Genomic DNA, 18,259 nt, shown 5'->3' with positions numbered 1-18,259 from the left:
CTTTTTTAATGTTTATTAATAAACTTTATTTAAGTGCTAACTGTAGCTCGCGATTGCGCTCAAGCTGGGCAATAAAGTTATCAGCAATAGGTTTAAACTTGGCAAGTTCTGAGCGAGGTAATGGCTCTGACTTAGGAAGTTTTACAGTTTTAGGGTTACGGTGAACGCCATTTACTAAAAATTCATAGTGTAAATGTGCACCAGTAACACGACCTGTAGAACCTACAGTACCAATTTTTTGGCCCTGTTTAACTTTTTGGCCCGTTTTAACTAGCTTCTTATTTAGGTGTAAGTACTTAGTTACATATTGCGTACCATGGCTAATAAATACGTAGTTACCGTTGTACTTGCTGTAACCCGCTTTAATTACTTTACCGTTACCAGATGCAACAACAGGTGTGCCAGTGCGTGCAGCAAAGTCGATACCACGGTGCGCTCTAACTTGCCCAGTAACAGGGTGTAAGCGGCGAGGATTAAAGCTCGAACTAATATACTTAAAGCTCACAGGTGCACGTAAAAATGCTTTTTTCATGCTACGCCCTTCAGGCGTATAAAAATTGCCGTCGGTATGGCGAATAGCTGCAAAGCGCTGACCTTGGTTTACAAATTCAGCTGCAATAATCTTACCGGTACCAATAAACTCGCCATCAACATAGTGAGACTCGTAAATTAAGCCAAATACATCGCCTTTACGAATGTCGTTTGCAAAATCAACATCCCAACCAAATATGTCAGCAAAGTTCATTATTTGGCGTTCGCTTAAACCAGCTGCAATTGCTGAAGTCCAAAAGTTGTTAGATATTTCGCCGCCAGCGGTTTTGGTTAGCGTTTCAATTTCTTTGCTATCAATAGCTGTATCGTAGTTACCTTCTTCATTTAAGGTAACAAATAAAGTATCTGTTTTTGAAATTACATAGCGCAGTTGAGCTAAGGAGCCATCTTCAGCTGTCGCAAAACTAAGTATTTCACCTGGGTGAATTTTAGTCAGTTTGCGAGTCTCTGCATTAGTGTTAATTAGTTTATGAAGCGTTTGAGCCGAAAAACCAGCACGCTTAAAGATAATTGCTAAATTGTCGCCATTTTTAACTTTATGATCGACAAAGTCGTATTCTGGTAACTTTTCTGCTGCTTGCTCTGAATTTAACTCAGTTAATTTTTCGTTGTTATCAACTTTAACTTGTAACTCATAGCGCTTACCAATCTCTAGTGCATTTACACTATTATCTTTAGATGCAGTTGCTTTTTCAGAAGGAAGAAAGAGCAAGCCGGCAATAGCAGAAACCAAACCTAGAATAAGCAATTTGTGTTTTTTGGGGAGGGTGTTAACCACGTGAACCATAACGTGCCTTTTTCTGCTGTCAAGATAATAAATACATAATATTGCAGGATATACCTAATAATGTGCGAATACTAGTGTTTTGTAGATTTAAACTAACGCTGAATTGCGCTAGAATCGAGGTTTGAAGACCTTTTTTAACTGCTTCGTTAACTCAGACTATACGTATTATGTTTAGTTGCATTAATCACTTAAAAAGTTATTTTAATTAGGTAAAATTTGTTATGTTAGTTACATATATAATCTTGGTTTAAACCTGTATTAAATCGAGATAACGCAACTAGCTAGTCGCCTCTTTCGTTGGCAGAATTTTGGAGTAATACACAGTGGATTTACAAACCGCTCTTGCAGAGATAAAACGCGGTGCAGAAGAAATATTAATTGAAGACGAATTAGTTGAAAAACTAAAGACGGGTAAAAAGCTAAAAATAAAAGCGGGTTTTGATCCAACAGCACCCGATTTGCATTTAGGGCACACTGTACTAATTAATAAAATGAAAACCTTTCAAGATCTTGGTCATGAGGTTATTTTCTTAATTGGTGATTTTACAGGCATGATTGGTGACCCAACAGGCAAAAATGTAACGCGTAAACCACTTACTCGTGAAGATGTACTGGCTAATGCTGAAACGTATAAAGAGCAAGTATTTAAAATACTTGATCCAGCAAAAACAACAGTTGCGTTTAACTCTACTTGGATGGAAAAGTTAGGCGCTGCAGGTATGATAAAACTTGCTGCTAATCAAACCGTTGCGCGTATGCTTGAGCGTGATGATTTTAAAAAACGTTACGGTAGCGGTCAGCCAATTGCGATTCATGAATTTTTATATCCACTTGTACAAGGTTGGGATTCGGTTGCACTAGAGTCTGACGTTGAACTGGGTGGTACTGATCAGCGCTTTAACTTGTTAATGGGCCGTGAGCTACAAAAAGTAGAGGGTCAAAAGCCGCAAACAGTATTAATGATGCCATTACTTGAAGGCACTGACGGCGTTCAAAAAATGTCTAAGTCGCTTGGTAACTACATTGGTATTACTGATGCGCCAAACGATATGTTTGGTAAAATAATGTCAATTAGTGATGTGCTAATGTGGCGTTATTACGATTTATTAAGCGCGCTTTCTATTGAGGAAATTGCAGCTCAAAAAGAACGTGTTGAGCAAGGTACTAACCCGCGCGATATTAAAATTGAGCTCGCAAAAGAGTTAATAGCGCGTTTTCATAGTGAAGAAGATGCACAAGCTGCTCATAATGATTTTATTCAACGCTTTCAGAAAAAAGCGCTGCCAGATGAAATCCCTGAGCTGACAGTAACAATTGCCGAAGATGCTATTTTAATTGCTAACTTGCTTAAAGAAGCAAACTTAGTCGTAAGTACATCAGAAGCAATGCGTATGATTAAGCAAGGTGCAGTTAAACTTAACGGTGAAGATAAAATCACCGATACCAAACTTGAAATAGCAAAAGGCACAACGGCTATTTACCAAGTAGGTAAACGTAAGTTTGCAAACATCACTGTAGCTTAAACACAGTTTAAAAACGTAAAAACCAGCCTCGGCTGGTTTTTTTGTGCTCGTATTTTGAGCTCTTTAAATCACTTTTAATATTTCTATGCTGACTATCACTAACAACCAAAATACACGTGCCTGATTCAGTCTATTAATTATTACGGGTACATCATTGGGTGTGGGTAATCTATCAGTACCAATACGCATTTTATTAAAGCGAGTTCCAAAATAAACAGCTGGTCCGCCTAGTTGTACCCCAATAGATGCAGAGCATGTACTGAGTAGCCAGCCCGTATTTGTTTGATAAAAGTGCCGGCCATAATGCTTTATATAATGCATGCTTTGTTTGCTGGCTTTGCTTGCAGCAATTGTTAATGCAAGCAGCCGTATTGGAATAAATTCGATTATAAACAAAAGTATTTTAAGCGGCTTTAAAAACGGGCTGTTAGGAGAGATATCTCCACGCCATGCTTGCAGTATTAAGGTAAGTAGTCGATAAGCAAGGGCGGCAATGGGGCCAAAAGCTAAAAATATAAATATAACTACGAAATAGTATCGAGCAGTGCGCAGTATTAAACTCTCTATTAATGCTTTGATAATACCAGCAGATGAAAGTCTGTTTACTTCACGGGCAAGCAGTGGTTTTAGTAATTCGCGTGCTGTCGATTTTTGATTTTGTTTAGTTAGTTTTGCAATACGCAGGGCTTTTTTATCAATACTTTTACTTTCGAGGCATAAATATAAAATAAGGCCTGCGAGAAGCTCAGGATAAAAGGCAAATTCAAGCAATAGCACGACAATAATGAGAATGACACTTAAAATAAGCGTGCTTGCGAGTGTTGCAGCTAAATATTGATAACTTTTAGGTTCTTTGCTTTTATATATACGCTTACCAATAGCACTAAAAACGGCATTTAACGCTGTATTGGGGTGATACCAACTAACAAGAGGAATAAAGCGCTCAGCAAAGAGCGCTATAATAAAGGCAATAAAGTCCAAATGGTTCTGAACAATATTGCTAAGCATTTAAAGGCTTACAGCCGTTAGTTTTTCTAAAAGTGCGACAACCATTTTAGATGAGTTGATTGAAGCTGTTTCTAAGTACTCTTCAAATGATTGCGGCGACTCTTTTCCGGCAATGTCAGACATAGAGCGAATAACAACAAACGGTGTATTAAGTGTAAAACATGTTTGTGCAATTGAAGCACCTTCCATTTCAACGGCAAGCATTGTAGGAAAATCGCTGCGTGCTTTATCAATGCGTACAGGGTCACACATAAATGTGTCGCCAGTACAAATTAAGCCCACTAATGTTTTAACATCACTAATTTTTGCGATTGTTTGCTCTGCTGCTTCAACCAATTTAGGGTGAGCTGCAAAGCCTGCTGGCATTTGTGGTACTTGGCCAATCTCATAACCAAAAGCAGTGACGTCTACATCATGGTGACGTACTTCTGACGAAATGACTACGTCGCCAACACTTAGCGATGGATCGAATCCACCGGCTGAGCCTGTGTTAATTACACAGTCAGGTTTAAAGTTATCGATAAGTAAGGTGGTTGCAATAGTTGATGCCACTTTACCAATACCAGATTGAACAAGTGTTACTGTGTTGCCAGCTAGTTCGCCAGTATAAAAAGTGAAACCTGCTTTAGTTAAAATTTGTGGATTTTGCATAGCTTCGCGTAAAATTTTAACTTCTGGCTCCATTGCGCCAATAATACCAACATTCATAATGTTTAATTCCTGAGTTTGAATGACTTGATTATACGTGAAGTTAGCCATAAAAAACAAAAAAGCGAGCAGTTTTCACGGCTCGCTTAAAATACTTTTAGAAACGTGTTTAGCTCAGAGTATTACTAAATTTCAGCTAAAGCTGTTGTTTGTGCCTTTGCTTGAGAAGGTGATAGTACTGCCGGTTTATGAACACGATTACGAATTGGGCGTTTTGCTTGAGAGGCGCCAGGTTTACCAATTTTATACATAATAGCATCGCGTACTTCAGAAGGGCGGTATCCCGACTTTACTTTCATTCGAATATGAGGAATACCTGCTGCTTCAAGTGCACCATTAACAAACCAATCACGCTGTGCTTTGTGGCCATCTTTATTTGCGTTATTAACTAAATCAACTGCGGCTACAATAGTCATTTTATCTTTATCGATTAATACAAAATCAAGTTGTTTATTTTTTGCTTTAGCAATTGCTGCACGTTTAGATTTAGGTGATAAGCCTTCTTTACAATCAATTACATCGACTAATTTTACGCGGCTTACAATTTTGTATTGATCGCCAACAGCACGTTCTAATAAACTTAAAAAGGCACTCTCTACTTGTGTAAATACGCTCTGCTTGCGAGTAAATGGATACGGATTCCCACCATCGTCACTAAATTTTGATACAACAACAGACGCACCCACAACTAATACTAAAATAGATAATAAAGCGAATTCCATACGGTAACCTCATAACAACAAATTGACACTGCATAACTAAAGCAATTAGTGTGCCTAAATAATGTGTATTAAGGTTTTATTGTTATCGCGTTTTTATGCTTTATTCAGTTTATGGTTAAGCTTGATAACCGTTAGTGAGCCCTTTAACTGCAATAGCAACTGCATCATGGGCATGGAGTGATTCATAATGGTTTATTTGTAGCCAATAATCTGCGTAATTATTATGTTCAAGTAATGCTTTTATTTTACGTGCAGCATCTTCGCAAAACATTAAGTTTTGACCATTCAAACGAGCAAACTCCTGTTCATCTTCGCGCTTAACTGCGGCTTGAACAGGTGTTTTTAGTTCCTCCTCAAGCATGTTTATTAAATTTACGACGTCAAATTCATCAGTTTTGCTATTAAGTTTTACTTTTACATTAGCAATAGAGCGTTGTGAGTGAGGGGTGGCAACAATACCTTGCGTTGTACCAAGCCACTCATGTACGTCTTTCTGGCTCAGTGTTTCTTGATTAAACTTCTCACTAAATGCATTTTGTATCAGCTGACGAGCAAGCGCCGCTGAACAGGGACAGGTTGAAGAATAAGTAACGTCGACTGTTAGCTCATAATGAATATTGTTATTTTCAAGTGTACTAGTGAGCGTAATTGGATAGCTTTTCCAACCTGTTTTACCACTTAGTAGTGATTTACGGCGTAATGGTAGTTCAAATTTAAATTCAATTTGTGCTTTATCGCTCAGGCCTTCGTGACTAGTAATAAATGTATCGAGTGCTTGCGCTATAGTTTGAGGGTTAACTTGCTGCTCAGTAGACAACATATCAAGGGCTAAAAATAGGCGCGACATATGAATGCCTTTAGCCTCTTCTTTGTGAAGGTTAACAAATGCACGGGCTTTAGCATTAACAGTAACAGGCGCTAAATCACGGGATTCGAAAATGAATGGCAGCTCAATTTCACCCATACCAACCCAGTCTAATTTACCTGTTTGTAAAGCGGGGGCGGTGTCAGCTATATCGGGCATATTAGTTTGCATGGTATGTTACTCGTTAATTGCAATGATAAGGCGTCGTATTTTACACGAAATAATCATCTCCTGAAATGAGGACTTTAATAGTGTTTACTTTCGAGCATGAATTTTTTCTGTTTTTGTCGCACAACATGAAAATAGCTAATAGAAAAATGCTAAAATCGGCAAAAATAGTATGTTTAGCAATTTTTACTGCCTTACTTATGTTTAAGCACACCGCTAAGAGATAAAATTACGTATGACCGATTATTCTTTGAGCCCTTGGGTTCGGGTACTTTCCAGCTTAATAACACGATTTGGTGAGTTTAAAACTGCCGCTATTTGTTATTCTTTATTATTAGCCGCATCTCTTATTTTATCGAGCATGTTTTATTATGTCGCAATAGGTGAATTTCACTTTGTTGATATTTTAGCCGTGGTTTTTTTTGCTGCTGTTGTGTCTCCGCTAATTATTAGTGTGCTACTCAATTCAATCCGTCAATTAGACGCCTCATATGCATATTTAGATAGCGCAACCAAACAAGAAAAATTACTAAATCAGACGCTTAAAGATAATATCAGCCGATTAAATATTGAAATTGATGAACGTAAAATGGCATTTCATGCTAAGCATCGCGCTATTGAAGAGTTACGCCGAGAAATAGCAGAACGTAAAAAAACACAGCAAGAGTTAGCACAACAAAGTATGTTGCAACGCTCTATTGTTGACTCATCACCTGATTTATTTTATTACCGCGATAACAATGGTGTGTTTGCTGGATGTAATAAAGTATTTGAAGAAGTAATGGGAAAGTCCAGCAGTGAGCTTATTGGTAAAACAGTTGAGCAAATATTTCCAAGTGATTTTCTATCTGAAGTTTTAAGAACCGATAAAGAAGTAGAGCAAAACCATCAACCCCTAACTATCGATGTTGGTTACGAAGTAAACGGTGAAACTCGTTGGTTTGAACTACGTAAACTTCCTTTTATTAATGATGAGGGCGATTACATAGGTTTACTTGGCTTTGGCCGTGACATCACCAGCCGAAAAGAAGCCGCGCAAGCACTTGAAACAGCATATAAAGATAAAGGGAAGTTTATTGCAACATTGAGTCATGAGTTACGTACTCCGCTAAATGGTATTGTTGGGTTAACTCGGATGTTACTTGATACGGATCTTAATAAACAGCAACGCAGTTGGTGTAATACAGTCTTCTCGAGTGCTGAAACATTAGGTAATATTTTTAACGATATTATAGATTTAGATAAAATAGATAGAGAACAACTCGATATAGCCACTAATTCAATTAATGTTTCTGACTTTATTAATGACGTTGTGAATTTTGCTGGGCTTATTGCTGAACAAAAAGAACTAAAGTTTAATATTGAGCGTCATGGTGTGCTTGACGTATATGCAGAGTTAGATCCGACCCGATTGCGCCAGGTTGTATGGAACTTAATTAATAACGCTGTTAAGTTTACTCAGCAAGGTGAAGTTAAGCTTGTTTGCCGTAGAGAAAATCGCTCTGAAGGCGCTTGGTTAGTCATGAAAATTTCAGATACAGGCCAAGGCATACCGCAAGAGCAACTCCCACGAATATTTGATATGTATTATAAAGCACCAGATATAAAAGGGACTAATGCAATTGGTTCAGGAATAGGACTTGCTGTTACGAAGGCCTTAGTGAGTGCTATGAATGGTATTATCACTGTCGATAGTGCCGAAGGGAAGGGCAGTTGTTTTACGGTTCAAATACCGTTAAGCCTCTGTATTGCTCCAACGGAACAAGGTTATGTTGGTCGAAGCCTGCATATTTTACTGGTAGAAGATGTGCCGCTCAATGCAGAGATTGCGACTAACTTATTAGAGCAGCGAGGACACGAAGTATTATGGGCCGAAACAGGTGAAGATGCTCTATCTTTTGTTGAAACTGAAGACGATTTAGATTTAATTTTACTTGATATGCAATTACCAGATATAAATGGTGACGAAGTAGCTAGGCAGATACGAGCAGATAGTTATTTTGATAAATTACCGATTGTTGCACTTACTGCTAACGTTCGAAGCGCAGAAGAAGAGCTTGCGGGAATATCAATACAAGGAGCACTTGCTAAACCTATTAATACAGTGAAACTTGATAAAATGCTTGCTGACCTATTTGATATTAAAAAAATAGAGAATAAAGCGCCTCAGTTAAAAGTAAGTGCAGAAGCACTTAAAGGCATTGATGCTCATTTACTTGATGTTGAGACAATAGAAGACTTTGTTAACTCAATGGGAGTGGTTGTATTTAAACGCAGTAGTCAGTTGTTTGAAAAGTTAAACCCACAATACCAACAAGAGTTACTTGCTTCATTAAATAGCGGTGATAGAGAAGAGTACAAATCGGTAGCGCACAAGCTTAAAGGAGCCGCTGGATCTGTTGGTTTAAATGATGTGCAACTTCATGCAAAAGTAATGGAATATGGCGCTATTGATGAAACTGATGAAGTTTTAAACGAATGGTTAGATATTCTAGCAGATAAAATAAATGAAGGACAACAAGCCCTTCATTTATTTTTACAGCAATTAGAGTAAATGTTCGTTCTAATTAGCTATCAATTTTACCAATAAAGCGATAACCCTCACCATGGATAGTGCTGATTAACTCTGATGTTGAGTTGTCGCTTTCAAAGTGTTTACGAATACGACGAATTGTAACATCAACAGTACGGTCGTTTGCACGAAGCTCACGGCCCGTCATGTGTTTAATTAATTGCTCACGGCTAAAAATGCGGCCAGGAGAATCAAGCATTAAACGCAGTGCTCTGTACTCACCTTTAGGTAAACGCTTAGCATCACCATTGGGAGATGTTAGGCAACGGCTGTTTTCATCAAGTTCCCAACCATTAAATGTAATAACACCATTTGTTTCTAGTGCTGATTCTTCACCACCTAGCGCTGTACGTGTAATTAGGTTACGCGCTCTAATTGTCAGTTCGCGTGGGTTAAACGGTTTAGTGATATAATCATCAGCACCAATTTCAAGCCCCAAGATACGATCAACATCGTTATCTCGACCCGTTAAGAAGATAAGGCCCACTTTGCGCTTTTGGCGTAATTCACGAGCTAATATAAGACCGTTTTTACCTGGAAGATTGATATCCATAACTACAAGATTAACGTCATCGTTATTTGTAAGCTTGTCATGCATGTCATCGCCATCAATGGCTTCAATAACTTTGTAACCTTCAGCTTCAAATAAACTAACGAGGTTTAGTCGAGTTACGTCTTCATCCTCTACGATTAGAATGACTGGCGTTTGCATTATTAATTAACCTTTTGGATTATTTACAAAAAAATCGGTATTACACATAAAACCGATTACTAGAGATTATAGGATTATATCCAATTGTTAACAAGAAAAAACAATGTGGATAAATTTTAAACAGTAGCGTATTCAAAGTTTACTAAAAAGGGCCGTGCAAAAACTACTGTTTAATAGATATATCTACGGATGTACTCATTTGAATAGTAAAGTCGAAGCCATTTTCTTTTAATAATCGATACATCCATCAATTATGTAAAAGTGCTTAAAATAATCAAACCAATTCAAAGCGAAATTATATCATCATCTAACCTTTCATCAATGTATGTGATATCACAAAGATGATAAAGTTCACAAATGACTTCGTATTAATTATTTAATATTACGTATTTTACCACATGCACTCTTTATGTGGTCATTAAGTAGTAATTCAAGGACTAAATTTTAAATTAATGTACTTTTTAGTTATATTCCATTAAGGAATTGTAATTATAAAGCGTGCACCCTGTTGTTCTTCTAGATCAAAGAGTATTCGCCCCCCAAGTGATTGCGTAACTAAATTATAAACTAGATGCATTCCAAGACCGCTTGCACCTTGCCCTCTTTTAGATGTAACAAAGGGGTCAAAAATTCTATGCTTAATACTGTTATCTACACCTTGGCCATTGTCACTATAAACGATAGTGAGTTGTTTCCCGATTAGCTCAATATCAAAGCGTATTTCGTTGTTTTCAGCATCTAAAAAACCATGAATTACAGAATTAAGTAATAGTTGTTGAAATATTTGCTGTAACGGTTCTGATTTACTCTGTATGGCTAAATCAGTAGGACAATTAATAGTAACGACAGGGTTTTTATCGGTAAGCTCTGATTGCATTGATGTTAGAACATCGCTGATAAGCTTATGGATGTTTAAATTGGTATTGTCACCATCATCTTGGATAACCGCAACTTTTTTAAAGTTAGAAATTAAATCAGCAGCGCGATTTAAGTTACGATAAATTAAATCAAGATTTTCTATACCTTCATCTATAAAGTTTTTTAATTGGTTAGACGTAAGTTTTTTATCATCAAAGCTTAGTTTTATATCAGCGAGTTTATCACGCAACAATGTAGAGCCGGTGATCCCAAGTCCAATCGGTGTATTAACCTCATGAGCAACGCCTGCAACCATTTGCCCAAGTGAGGCCATTTTTTCATTTTCTACAATTTGTGTTTGATACTGGTGCATACGCTCAAGTGTCGTTAAAAGATCTTGATTTGCTTCTCTAAGTGCAATAGTACGTCGATTTACTTTTTCTTCTAGATTCTGGTTTAATTGTTTTATTTCTTCTTTATCTTTTTCGTGTCGGGTAAGTTGCTTTTGAGTTCGGGCAAGCATGATATTTAAACTGTTAGAAAGCGCGGTAATTTCTTTTACATTGGTTGATGGCGCTCGTGCGTCGTAATTATGGTTCTTTGATACGTCTTGCAATAGTCTGTTTAAATGCTCAATTGGCTTTGCAATCCGTTTTTGTACTTTTATAGCAATAAAGTACACCACAATAAGTATTAGTAGCGTTAAAAATATATCGATTAGTATTTTTTGTTTTATATATACATCAAGGCTCTCAAGGCTTCCACGCATGTAAACGTAGCCAACTAATTTTTCATCATTTAAAATTGGGCGTATAAGTTCAATATATTCATTGTTGATACGTGGTGTTTCTAATTCGTCAATGCTATCTATTCTAAGTGGCACCGGAGGTGTTTTTTTTGCATTAAAACTGATAAAAAAAACTGGTTTTTGTGAGGTTTTTTCTATTGAATAAATATGGATGTTTTTAACAAGTGGGATTTTATCAAACGATTTAAGCCGTCTTTCTTCATTTTTTCTATTGTTTGTTATTACAGAGTTTCCTGCATCAAAAGCAACAATTTCAGAAAGAATAACCAGTTTGCTAATAATTAACTGCTTTTGTTCTTTAACACTTAAATAAGTTGAAATAGAAATAGATAACGACAAGCAAATAGCTGTTATAAGCATAATTAAGTTTATTAGCGCTTTGCGAATACTGCTTTGATGTACTTTTTTAGGCATTGTTTGATCGTCGCCTGAGTTAATTTAATTAGTTAAGGTTATAGTTTAGCAAAGACGCAGAAAAATGAAGGAAAAAACGAGGCTAATTCTTATATTTATTCGAAAGTTAGCGCGAGCACTTAACGTGCTCAATCAGTTAAATATTTAAATTAGCTACTATAAACAGCAAATTTATTATTTTTAAATACCGTTTGATAGTCTGCAAATTGAGACTCGAGAATAGGCGGGTACTTTAAAAAGCTGTTAGCAACAATATTCAGCTTGCCCACTTTCGTCAAATGTAATTTTGCGTTTGCAAGAAAAGTTTCAGCAACAGTGTAATCAGTTGCAATACCAGTATGAAATGGTGGGTTACTTACAATTAAATCAAATTTTCCGCTAATATTTTTCAGACCATCGCTTAATATAGCAATGCCTTTTATACCATTTAGCTTTAAAGTTTGTTCTGTTGCATATGTTGCTAAGGCGCTAACATCGCTACAGACAAACTCAAGGGCAGAGTTTTGCAGTCCTAAATAGGTTGCTATTAAACCTGCGCCGCAGCCAAAGTCGAGCACTTTACCTTGTTTTATCGTTGGTGCGTTTTCAAGTAGTATTTTTGTTCCTGCATCCAAACTGCCGTGGTTAAATACCCCAGGAACACTAATAGCTGTAAACTCAGTGTCGGCAACATTAACAACAAACTTTTTGTGATAGGTCGTAATATCAAAGTGTGGGTGTTTGGTTATTTCAGCAAATGAGTAAAGAACGCAGTGCTTAGCTGAATCAATCTTGTTACTAAACTCAGCTTTACCAGCTAATTGTTTTTCAATTGATTTAACACCACTTTTGTTTTCACCTACCACCAATAGCTCGGCATCATCAGTAATAGCAGAGCGGATATTATCAAGTGCCATAAGTAATTCTGGTTTTGATTTAGGGTAGTAAAGAATAACTAAATCGTAGTCGTTACCAGGTATTGTGTGACTTACATGAATATCAACATCTTTGGTGTTTTTAGCAAACTCTCCGTTAGCATGGTTGTAGCTAAATGCAGTTACTTTGCTTTGCGGGTTAAGTTCTTTAAGCTCTGTTAAAAAGCCATCTTGAACAAAGTTGACCACCAAGATAGATTTACCCGTTAGTGCCTCGCTATTTCGAAGTAACAGTAAACTTGGGTTGGTTAATACGCTCATAAATGGCTTTGCCTTACAGTATGTTTAGTTTATTAAAAGTGAGATTAAGTAATTAAAATTTAATTACTCAGTACGCTCAAACATTAAATCCCATACGCCATGGCCTAAACGATGGCCGCGTTGCTCAAACTTAGTAAGAGGGCGCAAATCTGGGCGTGGAACATAATCGTTTGTTTCAGATTGGTTTTTAAAACCAGGTGCTACTTTCATAACTTCAAGCATATGCTCTGCGTAGTTTTCCCAATCTGTAGCCATGTGAAAAACACCGCCCATTTTTAATTGAGTTCTTAATTTTTCAACAAACTCAGCTTGTACAATACGACGTTTATGATGACGTTTTTTATGCCAAGGATCAGGGAAAAATAATTGCAGTGTGGTTAAGCTTTCATTAGGTATGCAATCTGCAAGTACTTCAACTGCATCGTGTTCAAAAATACGTAAGTTGGTAATGCCTGCTTCATCGGCATCCATTAAACAAGCACCAACGCCTGGGCGGTGTACTTCAATACCGATAAAGTTTAGATGTGGGGCATTTGTTGCCATTTCGACAAGCGATTTACCCATACCAAAACCAATTTCTACGACTACATCGTTGTTGTTGCCAAAAACTTCGCTTAAATCAAGCATACCGTTTTTATGCTCTAGGCCCATTGTTGGCCAGCATTTTTCGATTGCAGCGGCTTGGCCTTTGGTTAATCGACCTTCGCGTTTTACAAAACTGCGAATGGTGCGGATGTATTTACCTTCTTGCTTAGCTTGCTCAAGGTTAGTGTTGCTTGATTCACTCATATTATTGGCCTGACAAAAAACAATGTGTTTAAAAATGGTTGCATATTATCCCTGACCGAGCCCGCAATCACAAGTATTAGCTGGTTTTACACCCCGTATAGCTTGATCTTTTTGTTAACTGCAATAGACTGAGCCGCCATTGGGCATCAGTAAAAGTTAAAAATGTTGGATTTAAATAAAGAACAGTCACACTTGTTTTCTAATCAAGTTGTTGATTGGTATCACCTTCATGGGCGTAAAACGCTTCCATGGCAGCTAGGTAAAACTCCTTATAAAGTGTGGGTGTCTGAAGTGATGCTGCAGCAAACCCAAGTTATTACTGTTATTCCGTATTTTGAGAAATTTATGGAGAGCTTTCCAGATATCATAGCTTTAGCCGATGCTGATGAAGATCAAGTATTACACCACTGGACTGGTTTGGGTTATTACGCACGTGCGCGTAACTTACATAAAACAGCCAAAATAGTACGTGACAAATACCAAGGTGAGTTTCCGAAAACACTCGATGAAGTAATGGATTTACCTGGAATAGGGCGCTCTACTGCCGGGGCTGTTTTATCATTGTCGCTTGGGCAGCATCACCCTATTTTAGATGGGAACGTTAAGCGAGTTTTAGCGCGCTATTTTATGATTGAAGGCTGGTATGGCGTTAAAAAAGTCGAGAACCAGCTTTGGCATTTATCAGAGCAGTTAACGCCTAAAGATAATGTTACCGAGTTTAATCAAGCTATGATGGATTTAGGGTCGAGTGTTTGCTCACGCAGTCGGTTTGATTGCGAGGCTTGCCCATTAAACTCGGGCTGTGGTGCTTTTAATGCAGGCAAGGTAAAAGAGTTCCCACATTCAAAACCTAAAAAAATAACGCCTAAAAAAAGCTGTCATCAGTTAATAATTAAGTGTAATGACAAAGTTTTAATGGAAAAACGACCTAATTCGGGAATTTGGGGGGGGTTATTTGGCTTTTTTGAATTTGCTGAGTACGCAGATCTAGAAGTATTTATGGCGCAGCAAGGGTTTAAGGCTCAGCTAAAACAGCTTGATCCATTTGCACATATATTTTCGCATTTTGAACTAACGATAAATCCACACGTACTGAATATAGAGGGTATTCCTGATGTTGTTAATGACAGACAGTTAATATGGTATCCATTAGATCAGTCGATAGAAGTTGGTTTGGCCGCACCGACTAAAAAGTTGGTTAAACAAATTGCACCAATAGGTTAAACTGTTTGCATTTATCGCTAAAGAGAATTAATTATGGCACGTACAGTATTTTGTCAAAAGTTACAAAAAGAAGCAGAAGGTCTTGGGTTTCAATTATACCCAGGTGAAATTGGCGAAAAGATTTTTAATAATATTTCCAAAGAAGCATTTGCTCAGTGGCAACATAAGCAAACAATGCTGATTAACGAAAAGCATTTAAATATGATGGATCCAGAACATCGTATATTTTTAGAAGAGCAGATGGTTGGCTTTTTGTTTGAAAATAAAGATGTAGAAATTGAAGGTTATAGACCTCCAGAAAAGTAATTTTACTTTAAATTAAAAAGGGCTGTCTAACAGCCCTTTTTAATTTTGTTAAACGATAGCTAAATTAGCTCATCGTCTTGTGCGGCAATTTTCACTTGTTCTTTTAAAAATTGAGCCGCTTTTGAATATTCAATCTCTAACTTATCTCTTAAATCAATTAGCTCATCACTTGTTAGTTCATCAGCCTTACATTTATCTTCAAATGACGTTGCTAAATCGGCCACCATTTGCGCACCGATTGTCTTTGATATTGACTTTAACTGGTGACAGCCTTCAATTATTTCATTTAAGTCACTTACCATAACACCCGAATTAATAGATTTAATTAAACTTTGGCTTTGTTCTAAATACATTTTGAAAAAACGCATTTGTTTAGCTTTATCACCGTTTACATATTTAGCAACGGCATCCATATCAACAGGTAAAGCGGTATTTTGATGAATAACAACATTTTTACCGTTGTTTTGTTTATCGCTCCAGCGTTTTAAAGTACTTTCTAATGCATTCAATTCAATGGGTTTAGTGATGAAATCATTAATACCTACTGCTAAACAGCGCTCTTTCTCACCTTTTAAAGCATTGGCCGTGACGGCTACAATATAAGGTTGGGCATCGATTGCTTCTAGTAACTCAGCTTCACCTCGGATTTTTTCAACCATGTCGTAGCCAGACATTTTAGGCATATGTAAATCAGTTAAAATAAGTGAGTAATTGCCTTTACGCCACATATTAAGGCCTTCTACGCCATCATTGGCAACTTCTACTCCGTAACCCAATATGTGTAACTGGTCGGTTAATACCTGTTGATTTAAGAGGTTATCTTCAACAAGTAGTATTAGTTTGTTAGCTTTGCGGGCTTGCTCAACATTTAAATAGTTGTTAAGCGTTTTAGTTTTCTTAATCTGTTTTGGTTGGTGCAGGCCAGCGGCAACAAGTATTGAAAGCATAAAGTTAGATTTACATAATGGAGCTGCATTAATATAAAAAATATTTTTATGATTTATGGCTGCTTCATCTAGTTTGCTCAGCACTACCACTTGTTGGTTATTATCTTCCAAAGAATAAAGCAAACGTCTTAAAAGTGCGTTAATTTTATCCATATTGTCGATACCGTCGACGACCCAAATTATATCCGGATCATATTGATGCTCTTCAATTTCCTGCTCATTATACACATTCGTTATTTTAGCACCCATAAATGATAAATAACGATACATTACTTTTTGACGCTCAAGGTGATTACTCACAACAACAATATGTTTAGCGTTTAATGCTCCTTTGTGATCATATTTTATTTTCCCCGAAGTGCTAAATGGGAGCTCAACAGTGAATTCACTACCAATGCCAATATGGCTGTTTACGTGTATGGTTCCAAGCATTAGCTCTGTTAAGCTTTTACAAATAGATAAGCCTAAACCGGTACCGCCATATTCTCTTGTGATTGAGTTTTCTGCTTGAATAAATGGATTGAATATTTCTCGCAATTGAGCTTGCGTCATCCCTTTACCGTTATCGGTTACACAAAAACGTAAAGTGAAGTGATCGGCTGTATTATGTGCAACTTCAACTGAAATTTTCACATGGCCCTGCGTTTTTTCATCCGTACTAGTAAATTTAATTGCATTACTACATAAGTTATAGAGTACTTGGCGTACTCTAATAGTATCACCTATAAGGTTTATCGGAATGTCTGGGGCAATAGATAGCTCTAAATCAAGCTCACGTTTTTTTGCCACGGAGGAGAGCACTCGAGCAACTTCTTCAATAGTATCAGTCACTGAAAATGGGATTGGGTCTATATTGAGTTTACCAGCTTCAATTTTTGAGAAATCTAAAATGTCGTCCAATATACTTAGTAGAGAAAATGCAGACTCACGAATAATGGTACTCAGACGATGCTGAGCGCCATCAAGCTCTGTTTGACGAAGTAAATCAATAGTACCTATAACACCATTCATCGGTGTTCTGATTTCGTGACTCATAGTCGCTAAAAAAGTTGTTTTAGTTTCACTTGCTCGTTCGGCCTTTAACGTTGCTTGTTCAAGGGCCAGTGTGCGGTTGTGCACTTCTGTTTCTAAGCTGTTTTGAAGCTTTTGTAGCTCTTTTTGGGCTGTGTCGTTATTTGTCATTGCCGTTTGTACTTTTTGCAGCAACAGATTAATATTTTGCGCAACAACATTTAAACCTATTTCAAGTTGTTCACTTACATTACTATCGTAATTACCGTTCTCAGCGATGGCTTGAAGCTCTTCGGTTAGCAAACCAGTGCTTGCACGTAAGCGATTGTTTATATAAGCATTAAACATTAATGCAAATATAAACAGTGCTATAATACTGGCAATAGCGATTAGATAGGTAACAACTTGGGAGTTCTGCATGGTAAGTAAAAGGTTGGATTGCTTTTGCTTAATTATAAGCTCTCCAATAGGTTGGTCGTTTAACATTAGTAAGTGATGTAAAACACCATCGTCAATTAGGTGCTCATTTAGTTTAATAGAAGCGATTGCTGGTTTGGTACTGCTATATACTAATTCTGTTTGTGAAGTGGAGTTAAAGCGATACAAAGTGTAATGAAAGTCATTATTTAATAATGAGGTTAAATCGAGTAACTGCCTTACTTTACCTTGGCCATACATAGTTAAAGCATCGACCAAAGGTAAATCAAGCCTAGTTGCGAGATCTGCAATATTTATAGACGGCTCTATTTTTTCAGAACGAGTTTGATTTTGTGAGTAAAGTGAATAGGCAACAATAGCAAGCGATGTCACTACTATATTAATGATTAAAAAAAGAGGTAGTAAGCCCTTTACCGGCGAAGAATATTTACTCTGCATTGATTGTTCCCGTTGGTATATTTTACTACGATAAGTCCTTATCGTATTTATCTGAGTAATCGTAACACCTAAAAAAAATAATTCACTACGTTTTTAGTCTGGTTTCAGTGTATTTATATGCTACATCAACTTTTGTTGTAGGAAAAATAAACATTATTAATAAAAAATGTACGGGGTTGGCTGAAAACCGTGCAAACGGTTATAAAGGATAAAAAAAAAGTTGACTTGTAAGGG

At 37.0% G+C, this 18,259-nt stretch carries 14 protein-coding genes; 4 read left to right on the top strand and 10 right to left on the bottom strand.

The features are described from left to right. Positions 1-25 precede the first annotated feature (25 nt). Positions 26-1,339, bottom strand: a complete 1,314-nt coding sequence (locus P20495_RS18300; protein ID WP_007378402.1) for a peptidoglycan DD-metalloendopeptidase family protein — start codon at positions 1,337-1,339, stop codon at positions 26-28. 323 nt (positions 1,340-1,662) lie between these two features. Between P20495_RS18300 and tyrS the strand changes: the two genes are divergently transcribed. Further along, the gene (gene tyrS, locus P20495_RS18305; protein ID WP_007378401.1) at positions 1,663-2,862 is read left to right on the top strand and encodes a tyrosine--tRNA ligase; all 1,200 of its coding nucleotides are present in this window, start codon (positions 1,663-1,665) and stop codon (positions 2,860-2,862) included. Positions 2,863-2,925: 63 nt separating this feature from the next. Here the strand turns inward: tyrS and P20495_RS18310 are convergent, their stop codons facing one another. From P20495_RS18310 to folE2, 4 genes are all read right to left on the bottom strand, one after another. Continuing rightward, entirely contained in the window at positions 2,926-3,870 is a 945-nt protein-coding gene (locus P20495_RS18310) for a regulatory signaling modulator protein AmpE (RefSeq protein WP_008133798.1), read from the bottom strand. Beyond that, a complete protein-coding gene (gene mtnN / locus P20495_RS18315) occupies positions 3,871-4,578 on the bottom strand; it encodes a 5'-methylthioadenosine/S-adenosylhomocysteine nucleosidase (RefSeq protein WP_008133796.1) in 708 nt (235 codons plus the stop codon). It lies immediately after the preceding gene. A gap of 125 nt (positions 4,579-4,703) precedes the next feature. Further along, positions 4,704-5,300: a DUF2726 domain-containing protein gene (locus tag P20495_RS18320; protein ID WP_007378398.1), complete on the bottom strand. Its 597-nt coding sequence runs from the start codon at positions 5,298-5,300 to the stop codon at positions 4,704-4,706. Between the two features lie 115 nt (positions 5,301-5,415). After that, the gene (gene folE2 / locus P20495_RS18325) at positions 5,416-6,336 is read right to left on the bottom strand and encodes a GTP cyclohydrolase FolE2 (protein ID WP_008133794.1); all 921 of its coding nucleotides are present in this window, start codon (positions 6,334-6,336) and stop codon (positions 5,416-5,418) included. A gap of 232 nt (positions 6,337-6,568) precedes the next feature. On the opposite strand from folE2, the gene arcB reads away from it, so the two are divergent. Continuing rightward, a complete protein-coding gene (gene arcB, locus P20495_RS18330) occupies positions 6,569-8,887 on the top strand; it encodes an aerobic respiration two-component sensor histidine kinase ArcB (RefSeq protein WP_008133791.1) in 2,319 nt (772 codons plus the stop codon). Between the two features lie 13 nt (positions 8,888-8,900). Here arcB and arcA read toward each other — a convergent pair whose 3' ends face one another. The 4 genes from arcA to trmB form a co-directional block, all read right to left on the bottom strand. Next, the gene (arcA, locus tag P20495_RS18335; protein WP_007378395.1) at positions 8,901-9,617 is read right to left on the bottom strand and encodes a two-component system response regulator ArcA; all 717 of its coding nucleotides are present in this window, start codon (positions 9,615-9,617) and stop codon (positions 8,901-8,903) included. A 475-nt stretch (positions 9,618-10,092) separates the two neighbouring features. Continuing rightward, positions 10,093-11,697, bottom strand: a complete 1,605-nt coding sequence (locus tag P20495_RS18340) for a sensor histidine kinase (RefSeq protein ID WP_007378394.1) — start codon at positions 11,695-11,697, stop codon at positions 10,093-10,095. A 149-nt stretch (positions 11,698-11,846) separates the two neighbouring features. Then, positions 11,847-12,872, bottom strand: coding sequence for a methyltransferase (locus P20495_RS18345; protein ID WP_008133789.1), 1,026 nt, complete (start codon positions 12,870-12,872; stop codon positions 11,847-11,849). Positions 12,873-12,935: 63 nt separating this feature from the next. After that, positions 12,936-13,661, bottom strand: coding sequence for a tRNA (guanosine(46)-N7)-methyltransferase TrmB (gene trmB / locus P20495_RS18350; RefSeq protein WP_008133787.1), 726 nt, complete (start codon positions 13,659-13,661; stop codon positions 12,936-12,938). Between the two features lie 162 nt (positions 13,662-13,823). On the opposite strand from trmB, the gene mutY reads away from it, so the two are divergent. Both mutY and P20495_RS18360 read left to right on the top strand, forming a co-directional pair. Further along, positions 13,824-14,885, top strand: a complete 1,062-nt coding sequence (gene mutY, locus P20495_RS18355) for an A/G-specific adenine glycosylase (protein ID WP_008133785.1) — start codon at positions 13,824-13,826, stop codon at positions 14,883-14,885. 33 nt (positions 14,886-14,918) lie between these two features. Next, a complete protein-coding gene (locus P20495_RS18360) occupies positions 14,919-15,191 on the top strand; it encodes an oxidative damage protection protein (RefSeq protein ID WP_007378389.1) in 273 nt (90 codons plus the stop codon). A 59-nt stretch (positions 15,192-15,250) separates the two neighbouring features. On the opposite strand, the gene P20495_RS18365 is transcribed toward P20495_RS18360, so the two are convergent. Next, positions 15,251-18,025, bottom strand: coding sequence for a hybrid sensor histidine kinase/response regulator (locus P20495_RS18365; protein ID WP_008133784.1), 2,775 nt, complete (start codon positions 18,023-18,025; stop codon positions 15,251-15,253). Positions 18,026-18,259: the final 234 nt, after the last annotated feature.

The organism is Pseudoalteromonas sp. BSi20495 (assembly GCF_000241185.1).
Lineage (GTDB): Bacteria > Pseudomonadota > Gammaproteobacteria > Enterobacterales > Alteromonadaceae > Pseudoalteromonas > Pseudoalteromonas fuliginea.
The sequence above is the reverse complement of the archived record's forward strand: the minus strand, read 5'-3'. Positions and strand labels throughout refer to the sequence as shown.